This is a genomic window from Selenomonadales bacterium (assembly GCA_018335585.1).
GTDB lineage: Bacteria > Bacillota > UBA994 > UBA994 > UBA994 > UBA994.
In genome coordinates, this window is sequence record JAGXRZ010000009.1 from 1 (window position 1) to 16,651 (window position 16,651).

Genomic DNA, 16,651 nt, shown 5'->3' on the forward strand with positions numbered 1-16,651 from the left:
CGACTTCTGGTGCTGCAATGCCAAGCTCGTTGCCAAGGTGGCGCCACAAGGCTACTGGAATTACCCGAAAGGCACCGAGCAAACGCCCACTCATGCGCAGGAAACCAATATGGAGCGCCAGACCAAGCTTGTGGGAATCACCTCGGCGTGCATTGATTGCGTCGCGCTCGGCACCATCGAAGGTGAAAAATGCCTTCATCTCGAAGTCGCTGATATCGCGGGGGAGCCCACGCATCCCCAAAAACGTTGTGTGCCAACCCTGCATCGTGAACCTCAAAAGTGGGAGGCCACCATACCCGTTTACAAAGCGAACAGGAAAGTCAATGAAATCAACGGTCTACCCAGACCACCCCCGCGCCAGTGCTAGCTTTGCGTACCGTCACTTATTGCACTGAAAACGAGGAGACCCCAAAGATCCGAGTTGGGGCACGGTGAGAGGTGAACCTGTCAGGCCCATGACCACGGTGAGGGGGGCATTGATCTCCCGGACGAGCGCTTCGATGGTCTTGGGGTCGGAAGCCCCCGGCACAAAGAGGCAATCCGCACCCGCCTCTCGGTACGCATTGCATCGCTCGACGGCCTCTGCAAAAACATTGCTCGCACCAGTCAGGTAGACATCGGATCGGGCCGTCAGAACAAAAGGAACTCCCGACGCGTCCGCGGCGCGTCTTGCTGCCCGAACGCGCGCGACAGCGTGCTCTCTGTCGAACAGGGCTTGCGCAGGATTGCCGCTGTAGTCCTCGATGTTCGCGCCCACCACACCAGCACGAATCGCAGCCGCGATGGTTTCTCCAACCTCTTCAGGGCTCGCACCGTAGCCCGACTGGAGATCGGCGGAGACAGGAAGTGGACTTGCCGCAGCAATGGACCCCACGCGATCCAGCATGGTCTCCCTGCTCACAGCAGCTTCTTGATCAGGGAATCCCAGCGAGAAAGCCACGCCTGCACTCGTAGTGGCGATAGCGGGAAAGCCGCAGGACGCGAGCATCAGCGCACTACCAACGTCCCAAGCGTTGGGCATCAGAAAGATGGCCTCGGCAGTGTGCAATTGCTGGAACCGTAGACCCCGTTGGATTTGGCTCATTATGGCCATCCTAGTCGCCGAAGTTGGTGGCGGGTACTTCAGTCGGTATCGTGCGTATGGGCAATCTCGCCCAGACACCGCATCAACTTGTCGTAAAGCGTGCGCCCTGTTGTCGGGGGAGGTATGCCACACACCCATGTACTTCCTGCCGTTTTTGCGATTTGGTAGAGCGCCTCACTTTTCGACCATAACCAGCGCATGCACAGATTCGTCGGTGTCGAAAAACGGCTCACGTTGCTTGCGTGGTTGCTTTAGGCAGCGCGTTCGAATCTCCTCGGGACGATTCAAGACAGGTTTACCGGGCAAACGCTCCGCAACTCCTATGTGGCCGTGTCAACCGCGCGTTGTTCCGGATCTGTTCACCTACTCGCCAAAACGGAGTAGATAGCTACCCCCAGATTCTGAGAGTGAAGTGGTGCAAGGCGATGTCTTCAACAAAGACGATTTGTACGAGGCATTAAGCAAGCACAGAGTGGGAATAGCGATCAATTCCAACGATCCTTCAACCCCGTCACCCGGTTGAACACCACTTTCCCGCCCACCCCGTGGTCCGCACGGTCGGCCACGAAGTAGCCGTGGCGCTCAAACTGGAATTTCTGGTCTGGCTTCGCTGCAGCCAGTGAAGGCTCCACAACCGCCGTCACCACCTTCAGGCTGTCGGGGTTCAGCGCGTCCAGGAAGTTCTTGCCGCCCGCGTCGGGTTGCGGGTCGGTGAACAGGCGGTCGTACAGGCGCACTTCGGCGCTCACCCCGTCGGCGTTGCCCACCCAGGTGATGGCGGCTTTGGCCTTGACGCTGTCGGCGCCGGGGGTGCCGCTCTTGGTGCCGGGGATGACCTTGGCGTGCACTTCGGTCACTTTGCCTTCGGCGTCTTTGGCGCAACCCGTGCATTCGATGACGTAGCCGCCTTTGAGGCGCACCACGTTGCCTGGGAACAGGCGCTTGTAGCCCTTGGGCGGCACTTCTTCAAAGTCTTCGCGTTCGATCCACACGTCCTTGCCGATCTTGAAGACGCGGTCAGGCGGCGGCGTCTGGCCTTCGGCAATGGTGCTGTGGGGCAGGGCGGGCTGGGTGCAGTCTTCGGTGTAGCCGTCAGAGCCGAACACTTCGGCCCAGTTGGTGAGCACCAGCTTGACGGGGTCAAGCACGGCCATGCCGCGGTGGGCCTTGTTTTCCAGGTCTTCGCGCAGGCAGCCGTCGAGCGTGCTGTAGTCGATCCAGGAGTCGCTCTTGGTCACGCCGATGCGTTCGGCAAACAGCTGGATGGCCTCGGGCGTGTAGCCGCGGCGGCGCAGGCCGACGATGGTGGGCATGCGCGGGTCGTCCCAGCCGCTGACTTTCTTCTCGTTCACCAGCTGCGCCAGCTTGCGCTTGCTGGTGATCACGTAGGTCAGGTTCAGGCGCGCAAATTCGTACTGCCGCGGCGGTGGGGCCTTGAGCAGGCCGCCTTCGCACAAACGCTCCAGCAACCAGTCGTAGAACGGGCGCTGGTCTTCAAATTCCAGCGTGGCGATGCTGTGGGTGATCTGCTCCAGCGCGTCCTCGATGGGGTGCGCGAAGGTGTACATGGGGTAGATGCACCAGGCGTCGCCCGTGTTGTGGTGCGTGGCGCGGCGGATGCGGTAGATGGCCGGGTCGCGCAGGTTGATGTTGGGCGAGGCCATGTCGATCTTGGCGCGCAGCACGGCGGCGCCGTCGGCCAGTTTGCCGTCGCGCATCTCGCGGAAGCGGGCCAGGTTCTCTTCCGGGCTGCGGCTGCGGAAGGGGCTGTCCACGCCGGGCTTGCCGAAGTCGCCGCGGTTGATGCGCATGTCTTCGGCTGTCTGCTCGTCCACATAGGCGTGGCCGGCGGTGATAAGGTATTCGGCCGCGCGGTACATGAAGTCGAAGTAGTTCGACGCGTAGTACAGGTGGCTTTCCTGCTTGCCGTTGAAGTTGGATTCCCAGTTGAAACCCAGCCACTGCACCGCGTCGAGGATGGAGTCCACGTACTCCTTTTCTTCCTTCTCGGGGTTGGTGTCGTCAAAGCGCATGTGGCAGACGCCGCCGTAGTCGCGCGCCAGGCCGAAGTTCAGGCAGATGCTCTTGGCGTGGCCCACGTGCAGGTAGCCGTTGGGTTCGGGCGGGAAGCGGGTGCGGATCTTGGCCGGGTCGGGCTGGCCGGCGTCGTGGAAGGCGGCATCACCCGGGCCGCCGCCCCATTGGCGCTGGGCGTAGGTGCCGGTGGCGAGGTCTTTTTCAATGACCTGGCGCAGGAAGTTTGACGTCCTGAGCGCCTGGCCCTCAATTTCTGCGGGAGCTTGGTGGTGTCGAGAGATGCTGGACGAAAGGGACGGGGGGGGCATGCAGTCATTCTAAGGAGAGGCGGAAGCTCCAAGATAATCAAGGTCTAACCCACAACAGGTGTCACGCGCTTGAACCAAAGCACTCCCTTGCCGAACGCCTCTCTGCTGAACCAGCTGTTACGGTTCACCCCCACGGCGCGCATGTTTTTCTCGGGAAATCTCTGTACCCTGACGCAGGGATCCGAGGCTGACGGCCTCAAGCAGGGGACGATGCACCTGCTGAGTCGCGGCGAGCTGCAACTGACGCGCAAGGGCTTTGCGCCGCTGAACGTGCGGGCGCCCAGCGTGCTGTTGCTTCCCCGCGCGTTGGAGCACTGGGTTCAGGGCTCAGGGCCGCAGGGGGTGGACCTGATGTGCGCCACCCTCAGTGAATTGGCGCCGCCGCTGGACATGATCTTGCCGGACGTCACGGTGATTGACTTGACCGCCACGTCATCGCTGCAGCGACCGGTAGAGCTGCTGTTCGAGGAGGCCGAGGCACGTGCTTTTGGTTATCGGGCAGCGATCGACCGCCTGCTGCAATACACCTTCGTGGTGCTTGTGCGTCACCTGATTGATCGGCAACTGCTGTCCGGCGGTGTGCTGGAGGCCATGGTCGACAGCCGTCTGGGTGTGGTGCTGTCCATGCTGCACGAATCGCCAGAGCACGACTGGACGCTTGACAGCATGGCGGAGCTGGCGCACCTGTCCCGGTCTGCCTTTGCCCTGCGCTTTGTCCAGGTGGTGGGCATACCGCCGTTGACCTACTTGACCCACTGGCGCATGGCGGTTGCCCGCAACCTACTCGCGCAAGGGCAGGCAGTGAAGGCGGTGGCCTCTCAGGTGGGCTACGGTAATGCCACCGCATTCGCGCGAGCGTTTCAACGGGCCTCGGGGCAATCGCCCAGCGCTTGGCAGATGGAGCATCTGAGTCAGCCGTAGGTCCATCGCGCCCTGGTTCTGGACGATCGGTGGCGTGATGCGGACGCCGAATGCCGTTGTGCTGTGCCGAACGGACCCGACTTCAGGTTCAATGCCTTGAGGCAGAACTTTGAAGGAGATCACGATGAACCCGAGCGAAAAAGCAGTCCTGGCCGGCGGTTGTTTCTGGGGCATGCAGGACCTGGTGCGCAAGCTGCCTGGCGTGTTGCGCACCCGTGTGGGCTACAGCGGCGGCGATGTGCCCAACGCCACCTACCGCAACCACGGCACCCACGCCGAGGCGTTGGAGGTGGAGTTCGACCCCACGCAGACGAGCTTTCGCGACCTGCTGGAGTTCTTCTTCCAGATCCACGATCCGAGCACCCCGGGGCGCCAGGGCAATGACCGCGGCAGTTCCTACCGGTCGGCCATTTTCTACACCTCGGACGAGCAGCTGGCCACGGCGCAGCAGACCATTGCCGATGTGAATGCCTCGGGTTTGTGGCCGGGCAAGGTGGTCACCGAGCTCGCGCCCGCGGGGCCGTTCTGGGAGGCCGAGCCCGAGCATCAGGACTACCTGGTCAAGCACCCCAACGGCTACACCTGCCACTACCCCCGTGCGGGCTGGAAGCTGCCGCGACGCGAGATCGGCTGACGGCCAACGCTCAAGAACGGTGGGGGTCGGCGCGCCAGTGGGCGGGCCGACCCGGTGTGTCTGTTTTTTTCCTGAGGAGATGGTGATGCAATCCCGGTGCATTCAACAGGCGCCCGAGCTGCGGGTGCCGTGGTGGATCGACGGCGAAGGGCGCAGCATGGCACCGCTGAAGCTGTCCGATCTGGGCGACGGGTTCAAAGTGATCTTCTGCTTCCAGCACTGGTGTCCGGGCTGCCACAGCCATGGCTTTCCGACCCTGCAGAAGCTGATCAAGGCGTTGGGCGATCGCGGCTTCGCGTTTGCCGCGGTGCAGACCGTGTTCGAGGGCGCCGAGTCCAACACCTTCGAGCGCCTGCGCGAGACGCAGTTGCGCTACGGCTTGAACATTCCGTTCGGACACGACCCTGCGATCGGACGCGCGTCGTCGCTCATGGCGGACTACGGGACGCGCGGCACGCCGTGGTTTTTGGTGATCGATCCGCTGGACGAGGTGCTCTACAGCGACTTCGAGCTCGACGAGCGGCAGCTGATCGGGGCGTTCGGCGCTTCGAACGATGGTCTCAAGGCGGCCTGAAGTCATGCGTGCGTCCACACCAAAGGCCGTGTCGGAGCCGAAGACGCCGGGGACGGGCCCGGCGTTTCGGCTGCCGTTTGACAACAGCTTCTTCCGGGACATGCAGGGGTTCTATGTGCCTTGGAAGCCCGAGCCGTCCCCGGCCCCGGCCTGGGTGCAGTTCAACGACGCCCTGGCGCTGGAGCTGGGGCTGGAGCCGGCGACGCTGAAGTCTGCGACCGGTCTGGCGTGGCTGTCCGGCGTGGAAATGCCGGCTGAGGCGGCGCCGCTGGCGCAGGCCTACGCGGGACACCAGTTCGGCCAGTTCTCGCCACACTTGGGGGATGGCCGCGCCTTGCTGCTCGGGGAACTCATCGACACGGCAGGACAGCGTCGGGACCTGGCCCTCAAGGGGTCGGGCCGTACGCCGTTTTCGCGCCGTGGCGATGGCAAGGCGGCACTGGGCCCGGCGCTGCGCGAGTACCTCATGGGCGAGGCCATGCACGCGTTGGGCATTCCCACGACGCGTGCGCTGGCGGTGATCCGGACCGGTGAGCGGGTGAACCGCGAGGGCTCGCCCCCCGGGGCGATCTTGGTGCGCGTGGCGGCCAGCCACTTGCGGGTGGGCACTTTTGAGTTCTTCGCGGCGCGGGAGGAGGAGGTGATGCTTCGGCGGCTGCTCGACTATGCCGTGGCGCGGCATGACCCCGCCCTCGCCAAGCTTTCCGACAAGCCCATTCCGATGCTGGAGGCCGTCTGTGAGCGGCAGGCGCAGCTGATTGCACGCTGGATGGGCGTGGGCTTCATCCACGGGGTGATGAACACCGACAACATGAGCATTTCGGGCGAGACCATCGACTATGGTCCGTGTGCGTTCATGGAGGGTTTCGATCCGGCCACGGTGTTCAGCTCGATCGACCGTCAGGGGCGATATGCCTACGGCCAGCAGCCGGCCATGGCGCAATGGAACCTGGCCCGTCTGGCCGAAGCGTTGCTGCCGGTTCTGGACGCCCGCGATATCGACGTCGTGGAACGGGTGGAACAGGTGGTGGCCGGGTTTGCCGTGCGCTTTGACCGGCATTGGACCGGGCAGCTGCGCGCCAAGCTGGGCTTGGCCGCTGAAGAGCCGGACGACCGCGCCCTGGCGGACGACTTCCTGCAGCTGCTGCAGCGGGAAAAGGTGGACTTCACGCTGGCGTTCCGCCTCCTGTCCGACGCCATCACGGGGCCGGATGCCGCACTGCACGACCTGTTCGGACGGGAGCGCCCGGCGCTCTCGGACTGGCTGGCGCGCTGGCGCCAGCGCATGGCCCGGGAGGGAAGGACCTTGCAGGACTGCGCCGCAACGGCGTGGTCGGTCAATCCCTTCGTGATCCCGCGCAATCACCAGGTGGAGGCGGCGCTGTCGAGTGCCGTGGACGAGGCCGACCTCGGTCCGTTCGAGCGCCTGCTGGCGGTGCTGGGGCGGCCGTACGAGACGGTGGAGTCCGCGCGGCCATTCACGCTGCCGGCCTCGCCCGAAGTGGCCGCAGCCCACCGCACCTTCTGCGGCACCTGATTGGGGTACCCAACGATTTCTGAAAGGAGACTTCGCATGACCACAACGAAACAGGAACCCGGTGTCCTTGGCGAAGCGGCCGCTCCCCTGGGTGTGACCCGGTGGGTGGACGCGTCGGGCCAGGCGCTGGAACACTTCGACCTGGACCGCATGCCCGGCCGGTTCAAGCTCATCTTCTGTTTTCAGGACGCCTGCCCGGGGTGCCATGCGACCGGCTTTCCGGCGCTTGCCCGGGTGGTCGACGCGTTTCGGGGGAGCGACTTCGTCGGGTTCGCCGCAGTCCAGACCGTGTTCGAGGACTTCGGTTCGAACACCTGGGAGCGCATGCTGGCCAATCACTCCCGCTACGCGCTGGGCATTCCCTTCGGGCACGACGCCGGTGACGAACAGGACGGCGCGGGTTCGGAGCTGATGCGCCGCTACCGCAACGGCGGCACACCCTGGTTCATCCTGATCGATCCCGATGGCAGAGTGGTCTACAACCATTTCCGAATCGACGCCGACAAGCTCGTCACCTTTCTCAAGCGGCTGGAAAACGAACCGGCGGCACCGGAGCCTGGGCCCGACATGTTGACTTGGAAAGGAGTGATTCAACTGGTGGAAACGGGCAACCCGACGCCACCGCGCCGAGTTGAGCGCAGCGAAGCCGAGTGGGCCCAACAGCTGACGCCCGAGCAGTTCCGAATCACGCGGCTCAAGGGCACCGAACGGGCGCACAGCTCCTCGATGTGTACGCTGTTTTCGCCCGGGATCTACCGGTGCGTGTGCTGCGGCACTGAACTATTCGATGCGTCGACCAAATATGACAGCCGCAGCGGCTGGCCCAGCTTCACGCAGGCCATTGCCCCGGGTCTGGTGGGCTATCACGGAGACAACAGCCACGGCATGGTGCGGGTGGAGACGACGTGCAACGTCTGCGACGCCCACCTGGGTCACGTGTTTCCCGACGGACCCAAGCCCAGCGGTCTGCGCTACTGCATCAACGCCCTGGCACTGGAGAAAGCATGAGCAGCGAAAAGGTAGGCTTCGCTGGCAGCAGCCAGGGTCTGCTGGTGGGTGTCTTGGAACGCCCGGACCATGCACCGTTACAAGCCCTGGCGGTGTTTGCCCACTGCTTTACCTGCGGAAAGAACTCTCTCGCCGCGACCCGCATCAGCCGGGCGCTGGCTCAGCAGGGCATCGCCACGCTGCGCTTTGATTTCACCGGTCTGGGCGAGAGCGAAGGCGACTTCGGGCGCGGTGGCTTTTCGTCCAGCGTGGCGGACATTGTGGCGGCGGTGCACTGGATGCAGAGCACGATCGGCATGCCTGCACTGTTGGTCGGACACAGCCTGGGGGGGACGGCGGCCATCGCGGCGGCTGCCCGCCTCGACGGCATACGGGCGGTTTGCACGCTGGGCGCACCCGCGACGGCCGACCATGTGCTTCGTCACTTCGGTCCGACCAAGTCCGAAGAGGATGGGCAGATCCAGGTCGACCTGGGCGGCCGGGCGTTCAGGATCGCGCCGGCCTTCATTGAAGAGCTCCAGGCCCAAGCCCACGAGAACCCGGTCAAGGGGCTTCGCGCGGCCTTGCTGGTTATGCACGCGCCAAGTGACGCGGTGGTGGACATCGGCGAGGCACAGGACCTGTTCAAGGCGGCCAGACATCCTAAGAGTTTCATCAGCCTGGACGATGCGGACCATCTGCTCACGCGCCCGGCCGATGCGCAGTATGCGGCTGACCTGATTGGCGCCTGGGCCTCGCGGTTTCTGCCGATGCGAGCCGAGCGAAACGATGCGCCGTCGGACCTTCGTGCGGGCGAGGTGTGGGTGGGGGAGCACGATCACGCCTTCTGGCGATCGATGCGAGCAGGTCCGCACCACCTCGACGCCGATGAGCCCAAGGAAGTGGGTGGTGGCGAACGCGGGCCCGATCCTTATGAACTTCTGCTGATGTCGCTGGGCGCCTGCACGTCCATGACATTGCGCCAGTACGCCAAGCGAAAAGGCTATGCGCTCAAGGATGTCCAGGTCAGGTTGCGTCATGAGCGCGCGCACGCGACCGATTGCCAGGAGTGCGGGGATCGCTCGGGACAGGTTGACCACGTCACGCGGCAGCTCCTGCTGAGCGGACCGTTGAGTGAAAGCCAGCGACAGGACCTGTTGCGCATCGCCGATCGTTGCCCCGTGCATCGAACGCTGGAGAACCATCCGGTGATCACCACCACACTGATTCGGGACTGATCCCAACCACACACAAACGAAGGAGACGGAGCATGAGAGCCATCTGGAAAGGCACCACCATCGCTGAGAGCGATGACATCGTGGAAGTTGAAGGCAACGCCTATTTCCCACACGACGCGTTGCGCCCGGAACATTTCAAACCAAGCGATACGCACACCACCTGTCCATGGAAGGGGCGGGCCAGCTACTACGACGTCGTGGTCGGCGAAGACGTGAACGCTGACGCGGCGTGGTACTACCCGTCGCCCAAGGCTGGTGCGGAGGCGGTGACCGGCAGGGTGGCGTTCTGGCGCGGTGTCGAGGTGCGGCCATGAGCGGGGAACAGAGGTTCGACGCGATCGTGATCGGAGCCGGTCAGGCCGGTCCCTTTCTGGGCGCGACACTCGTTGCCCGGGGTATGAAGGTGGCGCTCATCGAGGAGCGTGACCTGGGTGGTACCTGTGTCAATCGGGGCTGCACCCCAACCAAGACCCTACGCAAGTCGGCTCGTGTGGCTCACATGGCGCGCCGGGCCAGCGAATTCGGTGTGCAAACCGGGTCGGTCCAGGTCAACTTCAGGGCAGCGATGGAGCGCATGCAACGCCGGGTGGAGGAGGCTCGCTCTGGCCTGCAGGCCTGGCTGGGCCAGTTGGAAGGACTCACCATCATCAAGGCGCGCGGTCGCCTGGCGGGCCGTGAAGGCGAACAGTTCGTGGTGCTGGCCGGCGAGCATCAGCTGGTGGCGCCCAAGGTGGTGCTGAACACCGGCACACGTCCCTTTGTTCCGCCGGTGCCTGGGCTGGACGAGCTGCCGTTCCTGGACAACGAACGGCTGTTGGCGCTGCGTGAATTACCGTCCAGGCTGGTGATCATCGGCGGTGGATACATCAGCCTGGAGATGGCTCAGATCTTTCGGCGGCTGGGAAGTGAGGTTGCCATTCTGGAAACAGGGCCCCGCCTCACGGCCCGCGAGGACGAGGACATTGCAGCCGCTGTGACCGGAATGCTGACAGCGGAAGGCATCGAAGTGAACACCGGCGTGCGCATTGAGCGGGTCGGCAAGGCGGACAACGACGCTGGCGTGCGGGTGCAGTTGGCTGGTGGCCGCAGCGTGGATGGCAGCCACCTGCTGGTGGCCACCGGGCGAATACCGAACACCGACTGTCTGGGCCTGGAAACGGTGGGCCTGGAGGTCAGTGCGCGAGGCTACCTGGTCACCAACGACCGGCTCGAAACCGCGGTTCCCGGCATCTGGGCGCTGGGTGACATCAATCAGCGCGGGGCCTTTACCCACACCAGCTACCACGATCAGGACATCGTGGCGGAGAACCTGGCCGGAGGGCAACGCAGCGCCGCCGCGCGCGTCGGCATTTATGCCATGTTTACCGATCCTCCGCTGGCCCACGTCGGTCTTTATGAGGCCGACGCGCGAAAACTCGTGACCGAAGGGCGACGCATTTCCCAGGCGGTTCACGCCATGAAGGACGTCAGTCGCGCGAAGGAAGAAGGCGAAACCGTGGGCAAGATCAAGCTCCTCATCGATGAGGACAGTGGTCATTTCCTCGGAGCGACCATGCTCGGGATCCAGTCGGACGAGATCATTCAGGCGATCGGTCTGGTGATGGCCAGTGGCGGCACCTGGAAGTTGGTCCGGGATGCATTGCCCGTTCACCCGACGGTCACCGAGTTCCTGCCCACCATCATTGATCGACGCAAGCCCTTGACCGCAAGTTCTGGGTGAGCCGGAGGACCCACACCATGCCCATCAACCGCTCATTCAGCGGCCGCAATCGCGATGTCCACAACCACGGCGGTCGACTTCCGCCAGGACAGTCCCTGACGGAAGGTTTTCCCGTGCTGACTGCGGGCCCCACCCCAAAAGCCTTGGCGCTTGGCGATTGGCGCTTGACCTTGAAGGTCGGTGTGCGGCCGGTTCGCGTTTGGACCTGGAGCGAATTCCAGGCCCTGCCCCAGACCGAGCAGGTGGTCGATATCCATTGCGTTACCACCTGGTCGAAATTCGACACCCGCTGGCGCGGTGTGACGTTGGACACCTTGTTGCAGGCGGCCGGACTGGAAGCGCCCACGCCTTGGGTGTTGGCGCATTCTCAGGACGGCTACTCCACCAACGTGCCGTTGGCCGATCTGACACAAGGGCGCGCAATGATCGCAACGCACTACGACGACCGACCGCTCGCGCCCGAGCACGGGGGACCGGCACGCCTGTTGGTGCCGCATCTCTACTTCTGGAAGTCGGCCAAGTGGGTCAATGCGCTGCAGTTCAACGAGCGCGACGAGGCCGGGTTCTGGGAACTGCGGGGCTATCACATGCGAGGCGACCCTTTCAAGGAAGAGCGCTATGGATGAGGCTGTTGGTCAACACCGGCTGAGCTGGCAGACCGCACGCATCGATGCGTTGCAGGCACTGACTCCACGCGTCATGCGGGTGGTGCTGCGTCCTGACAGATGGGTTCGCCCGAGGCCGGGCCAGCATTTGGATGTCCGACTGACAGCGGAAGACGGCTATCAGGCACAACGGAGCTATTCACTCCTCTCACCTCCTCAACGTACCGGGCTCTATGAGCTTGGCATTGAGCGTTTGGACGATGGCGAAGTATCCACCTGGTTTCACGACAAGGCCCAGCACGGCGAAACGATTGAAGTCCTCGGACCGGTTGGAGGTCATTTTGTGCTTGACGAGTCGAACACACGACCAGCCTTGCTGATTGGGGGAGGATCTGGCGTCGTTCCCCTTTTGTCCATGGCAGCGCAACGCGTGGGTGCATACAGCCAAGCGCATACAACGCTGTTGGTTGCCGCACGCCATCTTGACGAAGTGTTGCTCTGGCCCACCCTGCAGCGATGGGAAGCGTTTACGCCGCGGTTTCGCAGCCGACTGGCGCTCTCGCGGGATACCTGTGCCCCGCGCGCACAGGACCACGTTGGCCGCATTGATGGAGCCGATGTTGCTTGGGCATTGCAGCAATTGGGTGATGTGGCGACCGAATCTGCGCAGGTTTTCATCTGCGGGCGTAATGACTTTGTCGAGTCCATCGTTCATATGGTCACCGGGCTAAATGTGCCCGAGGTCTCCATCCGCACCGAGCGCTTCGGAAGTTGACTCTCTTTTTTCTCATCTGCCGTGACACCTGAAGACATCCGCCTAACCCGATACGTCTCTGTCCGTTCGCGCAGCGAACGTCTGTGTGCCCCTCTGAGTGCCGAGGACCATGTTCCCCAACCGGTTTCCGACGTCAGTCCGCCGAAGTGGCACTTGGCCCACACCACGTGGTTCTTCGAGACTTTTGTCCTCGCGAAACAACAGCCGGACTATCGACTGTTCCATCCTCTGTATGGCTACCTGTTCAACAGCTACTACGAATCGGAGGGCGCTCACCTGGCACGCCCGCAGCGAGGGAGCTTGAGTCGCCCGACGGTGGCTGAGGTGATGGCGTATCGCGCGCATGTGGACGAGTCCATGCGCCGTATGCTGAAGGAACCACTGGAGCCCGCGGTCGCGGCCTTGGTAGAGCTGGGCATGCAGCATGAACAACAGCATCAGGAGTTGCTGATCACAGACATCAAGTACATCCTGGGCCACAACCCATTGCATCCGGCGTATGACCCTCTGGGCATCGGTCCCCAAGATGTGACGGCCGAACATGATGGAACCTGCCCACCACTGGACGATTGGCTTAGCGTCGAAGGGCAGACGATTCGCATGGGCCACCAGGGGCCAGGGTTCGCCTTCGACAACGAGTCGCCATCGCATTTGGCGCTCATTCAAGGAGTAGACATCCGTGTGGCGCTAGTCACCAATGATGAATACCTTCAGTTCATGCGCGACGGAGGATATCAGCGCCATTCGCTCTGGCATGCGGAAGGCTGGGACTGGGTGCAAACGCTTAAATTCCGTGCGCCGATGTACTGGCAGCCCGACCCTAACCAGCCTGACGGATGGGGTCATTACACGCTCCAGGGGGTGATGCCGCTGACCAGTCAGGCACCAGTCACGCATGTCAGTTACTACGAGGCACACGCTTTCTGCGATTGGGCGGGGTGGCGATTGCCCACCGAGTTCGAGTGGGAAGCAGCGGCAAGCCGGTTCGACTGGGGGCGTCGATGGGAATGGACGCGCAGTGCCTATCAGCCCTATCCCGGTTTTGCCCGCAGCGAGGGCGCAGTGGGCGAATACAACGGGAAGTTCATGGTGAACCAGCAGGTCTTGCGCGGAGCGTCCTGGGCCACATCGCCGGGCCACGCCCGTTTGACATACCGGAACTTCTTTCACGCTCCGTTGCGTTGGCAGTTCACGGGCATCCGTCCTGTTCGCTCGCGGGAGTCCGCATGACTGATCGGGACAGACTGACGGAGCATGTTCTGCAAGGGTTGACGCGACCACAGAAGGCGCTCTCATCCGCTTGGTTCTACGACGATGAGGGCTCGCGCCTGTTTCAGCAGATCATGGCGCTGCCCGAGTACTACCTCACACGCCTTGAGCACGAGCTGCTGCGCTCACGCGCGGATGAGCTTTCCCGGTGGATAGATCCTCGGTGCAGCCCGATCGATCTGATTGAACTGGGCAGCGGCGACGGGGCCAAAACGCTGTCGCTGTGCCAGGCACTGGCGCAACGTGAAGTGGATTGCATCTACAGGCCTATGGATGTGTCCGCACACGCCCTAGCGGATCTGAGCCGCCGCTTTGACACGTACCTCCCCCGCATGGCCATCGAACCGGTGCTGGGAGACTATTTCGAGCATTGGCCTCAGATTGCCGAAGGGCGACGCCAGGTTGCAATGTTGCTGGGCAGCAATCTGGGCAACCTCGACGAACACGGTGCCGTCAAGCTGCTGCAGCGGGTGCATTCGCATTTGCGCCCGGGTGACCTTGTGCTGCTTGGTCTGGATCTGGTCAAGGACCCGGCCATGTTGCGCGCAGCATACGACGATTCACAGGGCGTGACCGCTGCGTTCAATTTGAATCTGCTGACGCGGTTGAATCGCGAGTTGGGCATGGACTTCGATCTGACGAAATTTCGGCACTACGCCAGCTACTGTCCGCTGGAACACGTGGCCAGAAGCTTTCTGGTGAGCCAAGTTGACCAGGTGGTCCACAGCAGAACCCTTGACCGAGGGTTTGTATTCCATGCCGGGGAGACCATCTATACAGAGCAATCCCAGAAATACTCCCTGGCTTCAATCGAACACCTCGCACGCCGAAGCGGGTTTGACAACACCTGCACCCTGACCGACCCCCGAGGCTGGTACGCCATCACCGTCTGGCACCGGCTACCGTTCACCCCAACGCAACAAACGTCGACCTGAAAAAGGAGTCCTAATGAGCAACAAGACCCATCTGCGCCAGACCATGCTGGACCTTGCCGAAGGGCGCCTGCGGTTTGCTGAACAGACCTATGCGCAATACCTGGTCGGTGCGGCGGGCCGCGGAGATGAACCCAGTGAAAGCGATGCGGCGTCGCGGGCCGTCAACAATGCCGCTCTGGCGCAGGCGTTCGAATGCCCCATTCACGATCATCAGGAGGCCCTGGAAGTCTTACGTCAGATCGATTTCGGTCCCCGGGATTCGGTGGAGACAGGCGCCGTGGTTCGCATCGACGGGCGTTGGTTCGTGATTGCGGTTGCTAGCGATGCCTTCCAGTGCGACGGCAACACCTACATGGGAATTTCCACCCAGGCGCCCATCTACGCAGCGATCGCAGATGCCCGAGCCGGTGATGTTGTCAGCTTCCGGCAACGCGAACTGCACATAGAGGAAGTCTTGTGATGCACCTCATTCGAGTCTGAACGATGGGCGGCACGCTGCGCGACTTGGTCCGGCGCTTTCATGGCACAGGTCGACTTGGTGCCATCGTTCTGCGCCCGGATCGCCTCAAGGACGCTGTGTCCGTGCAGGAGGCCAGGGCCGAACCGGGTCTCGGGCTGATTGGCGATCACCGCTCCCTGCGGCTTCGTCAGTCGGATGCGCAACGCCATCGCGAGCTGAGTCTGATCCAGGCTGAGCACCTCAGCTTGCTCGGGGGTCTGGACGGGGCAAGCCCCAATTGCCCCGGAGCGTTTGCGGCGCAACCTCGTGATCTCGGGGATCAACATCGCCGCGATGCATTCACCTTTCCGGGAAGAGCGCTTTGTCTGGCGAATTGGCGGTTCGGTCCGCATTGAAATCACGGGGCCATGTCCTCCTTGTTCACGCATGGAGGACGAGCTCGGTGAAGGCGGTTACGCCGCGCTGCGTGGTCACGGGGGCGCCACGGCACGGATCGTCGTAGGTGGCGTGCTACGGGTTGGAGATACCGTTAACCTTGACGTTGAATCCACCGTGGGCTGAGAGCCATGATCGAAGCAGAGCGTACGCCTGGGTTCCTCCATCTTCTCCAGATGACCGGCGGTGCGTCGTGGTTGCACATGTGCATCCACCACCGCGAGACGGAAGGTTTTCTCTCGAGCGCGACCGGCCTGGACAAGCTGATCGCCGCAGCGATGGTCTCTGAAGATACCCGGTCGCGGTTGCGCGTCCACGGGCAGGGTGTGATGGTTCTGCTCAAAGCGATGCATCTGAGAGCTGATGGAGTGGGGCATCCAGAGGACATGGTGTCCATGCGAATCTGGATTGATGAGCGTCGGGTTATCACGACCCGCGAGGAGGATGTGGATCCCATCCTCGAACTTGCAGAAGACATCTCTCAGGGGCGCGGCCCTGCAACGCCAGGTGACTTCCTTTGCGATCTCATCGAAGAGCACCTCGCGGAAGTTTCCGAGCAGGTCGAGATGCTGGAGGATGGGGTGGATCTGATCGGCGGCCTTCTGGTTCAGCACCAGACGGAAGCGGCATGCCCGAGCATGGCCAATACCCAGACCGCGATCTCTGGCTTTCTTCGTCATCTTGGCCCCCAGCGAGCCGTTCTTCAAACGTTGACAACTCTCGTCGTCCCGCCGCTGAATATAAATCACCGAGGCCGACTGGAGGAGCACCTGAACCAGCTGTTGCGGTTGCTCGAAACGCTGGAGAATTTGCGTGACCGTATCGATATCCTCAGTGACCAGGCAAACCGCATTCAGGAGCGACAGCTGAATCAAAGCTCTTATGTTTTTGCCGTGGTATCCACAATCTTCTTGCCCTTGAACTTTGTCACTGGCCTGTTTGGCGCCAATCTTCTGGGACTGCCGTTCGCAGATGCCACCAATGGCTTCTGGGTGTTGGTAGGTCTTTGCTTACTAATGAGTGTTGGGTTGGTAGCGGTCTTTCGCTGGTTCAAATGGCTTTAGTAGACGGTTTGTGGACTGTTTGAGATGTATCTTCGGAGCCGTCCATCAAGGACGGGTGCGCTGTTAGG

Annotated in this window: 17 protein-coding genes; 14 read left to right on the forward strand and 3 right to left on the reverse strand. The window is 62.6% G+C overall.

Annotated elements, in window-relative coordinates; translation table 11 throughout:
• The 3 genes from KGZ66_00850 to KGZ66_00860 form a co-directional block, all read right to left on the reverse strand.
• Positions 1 to 265: DUF4158 domain-containing protein (locus KGZ66_00850; protein ID MBS3984145.1), on the reverse strand; the 265-nt coding region annotated here is incomplete at its 3' end.
• A 114-nt stretch (positions 266 to 379) separates the two neighbouring features.
• Positions 380 to 1,084: an isocitrate lyase/phosphoenolpyruvate mutase family protein gene (locus KGZ66_00855; GenBank protein ID MBS3984146.1), complete on the reverse strand. Its 705-nt coding sequence runs from the start codon at positions 1,082 to 1,084 to the stop codon at positions 380 to 382.
• Between the two features lie 485 nt (positions 1,085 to 1,569).
• Positions 1,570 to 3,429: a glutamine--tRNA ligase/YqeY domain fusion protein gene (locus KGZ66_00860; protein MBS3984147.1), complete on the reverse strand. Its 1,860-nt coding sequence runs from the start codon at positions 3,427 to 3,429 to the stop codon at positions 1,570 to 1,572.
• Between the two features lie 69 nt (positions 3,430 to 3,498).
• On the opposite strand from KGZ66_00860, the gene KGZ66_00865 reads away from it, so the two are divergent.
• The 14 genes from KGZ66_00865 (at position 3,499) to KGZ66_00930 (ending at position 16,583) form a co-directional block, all read left to right on the forward strand.
• Positions 3,499 to 4,350, forward strand: coding sequence for an AraC family transcriptional regulator (locus tag KGZ66_00865; GenBank protein MBS3984148.1), 852 nt, complete (start codon positions 3,499 to 3,501; stop codon positions 4,348 to 4,350).
• A 109-nt stretch (positions 4,351 to 4,459) separates the two neighbouring features.
• The gene (gene msrA / locus KGZ66_00870) at positions 4,460 to 4,984 is read left to right on the forward strand and encodes a peptide-methionine (S)-S-oxide reductase MsrA (GenBank protein ID MBS3984149.1); all 525 of its coding nucleotides are present in this window, start codon (positions 4,460 to 4,462) and stop codon (positions 4,982 to 4,984) included.
• Positions 4,985 to 5,021: 37 nt separating this feature from the next.
• The gene (locus KGZ66_00875) at positions 5,022 to 5,558 is read left to right on the forward strand and encodes a redoxin domain-containing protein (GenBank protein ID MBS3984150.1); all 537 of its coding nucleotides are present in this window, start codon (positions 5,022 to 5,024) and stop codon (positions 5,556 to 5,558) included.
• Between the two features lie 4 nt (positions 5,559 to 5,562).
• Positions 5,563 to 7,095: a YdiU family protein gene (locus tag KGZ66_00880; GenBank protein ID MBS3984151.1), complete on the forward strand. Its 1,533-nt coding sequence runs from the start codon at positions 5,563 to 5,565 to the stop codon at positions 7,093 to 7,095.
• 36 nt (positions 7,096 to 7,131) lie between these two features.
• Positions 7,132 to 8,103, forward strand: a complete 972-nt coding sequence (gene msrB / locus KGZ66_00885; GenBank protein MBS3984152.1) for a peptide-methionine (R)-S-oxide reductase MsrB — start codon at positions 7,132 to 7,134, stop codon at positions 8,101 to 8,103.
• Positions 8,100 to 9,320, forward strand: a complete 1,221-nt coding sequence (locus tag KGZ66_00890) for an OsmC family protein (GenBank protein MBS3984153.1) — start codon at positions 8,100 to 8,102, stop codon at positions 9,318 to 9,320. The genes msrB and KGZ66_00890 overlap by 4 nt, the downstream gene beginning before the upstream one ends.
• A gap of 32 nt (positions 9,321 to 9,352) precedes the next feature.
• The gene (locus tag KGZ66_00895) at positions 9,353 to 9,634 is read left to right on the forward strand and encodes a DUF427 domain-containing protein (protein MBS3984154.1); all 282 of its coding nucleotides are present in this window, start codon (positions 9,353 to 9,355) and stop codon (positions 9,632 to 9,634) included.
• On the forward strand, positions 9,631 to 11,040 hold the full coding sequence (locus KGZ66_00900; protein ID MBS3984155.1) for a mercuric reductase: 1,410 nt from the start codon (positions 9,631 to 9,633) through the stop codon (positions 11,038 to 11,040). Before KGZ66_00895 ends, KGZ66_00900 begins: the two co-directional genes overlap by 4 nt.
• A gap of 17 nt (positions 11,041 to 11,057) precedes the next feature.
• Positions 11,058 to 11,666 (forward strand): sulfite oxidase-like oxidoreductase, encoded by a 609-nt coding sequence (locus tag KGZ66_00905; protein ID MBS3984156.1) that lies wholly within the window; start codon positions 11,058 to 11,060, stop codon positions 11,664 to 11,666.
• Entirely contained in the window at positions 11,659 to 12,420 is a 762-nt protein-coding gene (locus KGZ66_00910) for a hypothetical protein (protein MBS3984157.1), read from the forward strand. The genes KGZ66_00905 and KGZ66_00910 overlap by 8 nt, the downstream gene beginning before the upstream one ends.
• Positions 12,421 to 12,441: 21 nt before the next feature.
• The gene (egtB, locus tag KGZ66_00915) at positions 12,442 to 13,650 is read left to right on the forward strand and encodes an ergothioneine biosynthesis protein EgtB (protein ID MBS3984158.1); all 1,209 of its coding nucleotides are present in this window, start codon (positions 12,442 to 12,444) and stop codon (positions 13,648 to 13,650) included.
• On the forward strand, positions 13,647 to 14,624 hold the full coding sequence (gene egtD, locus KGZ66_00920) for an L-histidine N(alpha)-methyltransferase (protein MBS3984159.1): 978 nt from the start codon (positions 13,647 to 13,649) through the stop codon (positions 14,622 to 14,624). The genes egtB and egtD overlap by 4 nt, the downstream gene beginning before the upstream one ends.
• 13 nt (positions 14,625 to 14,637) lie before the next feature.
• Positions 14,638 to 15,084: a hypothetical protein gene (locus KGZ66_00925; GenBank protein MBS3984160.1), complete on the forward strand. Its 447-nt coding sequence runs from the start codon at positions 14,638 to 14,640 to the stop codon at positions 15,082 to 15,084.
• 566 nt (positions 15,085 to 15,650) lie between these two features.
• On the forward strand, positions 15,651 to 16,583 hold the full coding sequence (locus tag KGZ66_00930; GenBank protein MBS3984161.1) for a hypothetical protein: 933 nt from the start codon (positions 15,651 to 15,653) through the stop codon (positions 16,581 to 16,583).
• Positions 16,584 to 16,651 lie beyond the last annotated feature (68 nt).

Coding starts and splice junctions, on each gene's coding strand:
- KGZ66_00930 (MBS3984161.1), top strand. CDS start 15,651: ATGATCGAAGCAGAGCGTACGCCTGGGTTCCTCCATCTTCTCCAGATG.
- egtD (MBS3984159.1), top strand. CDS start 13,647: ATGACTGATCGGGACAGACTGACGGAGCATGTTCTGCAAGGGTTGACG.
- KGZ66_00900 (MBS3984155.1), top strand. CDS start 9,631: ATGAGCGGGGAACAGAGGTTCGACGCGATCGTGATCGGAGCCGGTCAG.
- msrB (MBS3984152.1), top strand. CDS start 7,132: ATGACCACAACGAAACAGGAACCCGGTGTCCTTGGCGAAGCGGCCGCT.
- KGZ66_00925 (MBS3984160.1), top strand. CDS start 14,638: ATGAGCAACAAGACCCATCTGCGCCAGACCATGCTGGACCTTGCCGAA.
- KGZ66_00855 (MBS3984146.1), bottom strand. CDS start 1,084: ATGAGCCAAATCCAACGGGGTCTACGGTTCCAGCAATTGCACACTGCC.
- KGZ66_00905 (MBS3984156.1), top strand. CDS start 11,058: ATGCCCATCAACCGCTCATTCAGCGGCCGCAATCGCGATGTCCACAAC.
- KGZ66_00880 (MBS3984151.1), top strand. CDS start 5,563: ATGCGTGCGTCCACACCAAAGGCCGTGTCGGAGCCGAAGACGCCGGGG.
- KGZ66_00910 (MBS3984157.1), top strand. CDS start 11,659: ATGGATGAGGCTGTTGGTCAACACCGGCTGAGCTGGCAGACCGCACGC.
- KGZ66_00890 (MBS3984153.1), top strand. CDS start 8,100: ATGAGCAGCGAAAAGGTAGGCTTCGCTGGCAGCAGCCAGGGTCTGCTG.
- KGZ66_00895 (MBS3984154.1), top strand. CDS start 9,353: ATGAGAGCCATCTGGAAAGGCACCACCATCGCTGAGAGCGATGACATC.
- KGZ66_00860 (MBS3984147.1), bottom strand. CDS start 3,429: ATGCCCCCCCCGTCCCTTTCGTCCAGCATCTCTCGACACCACCAAGCT.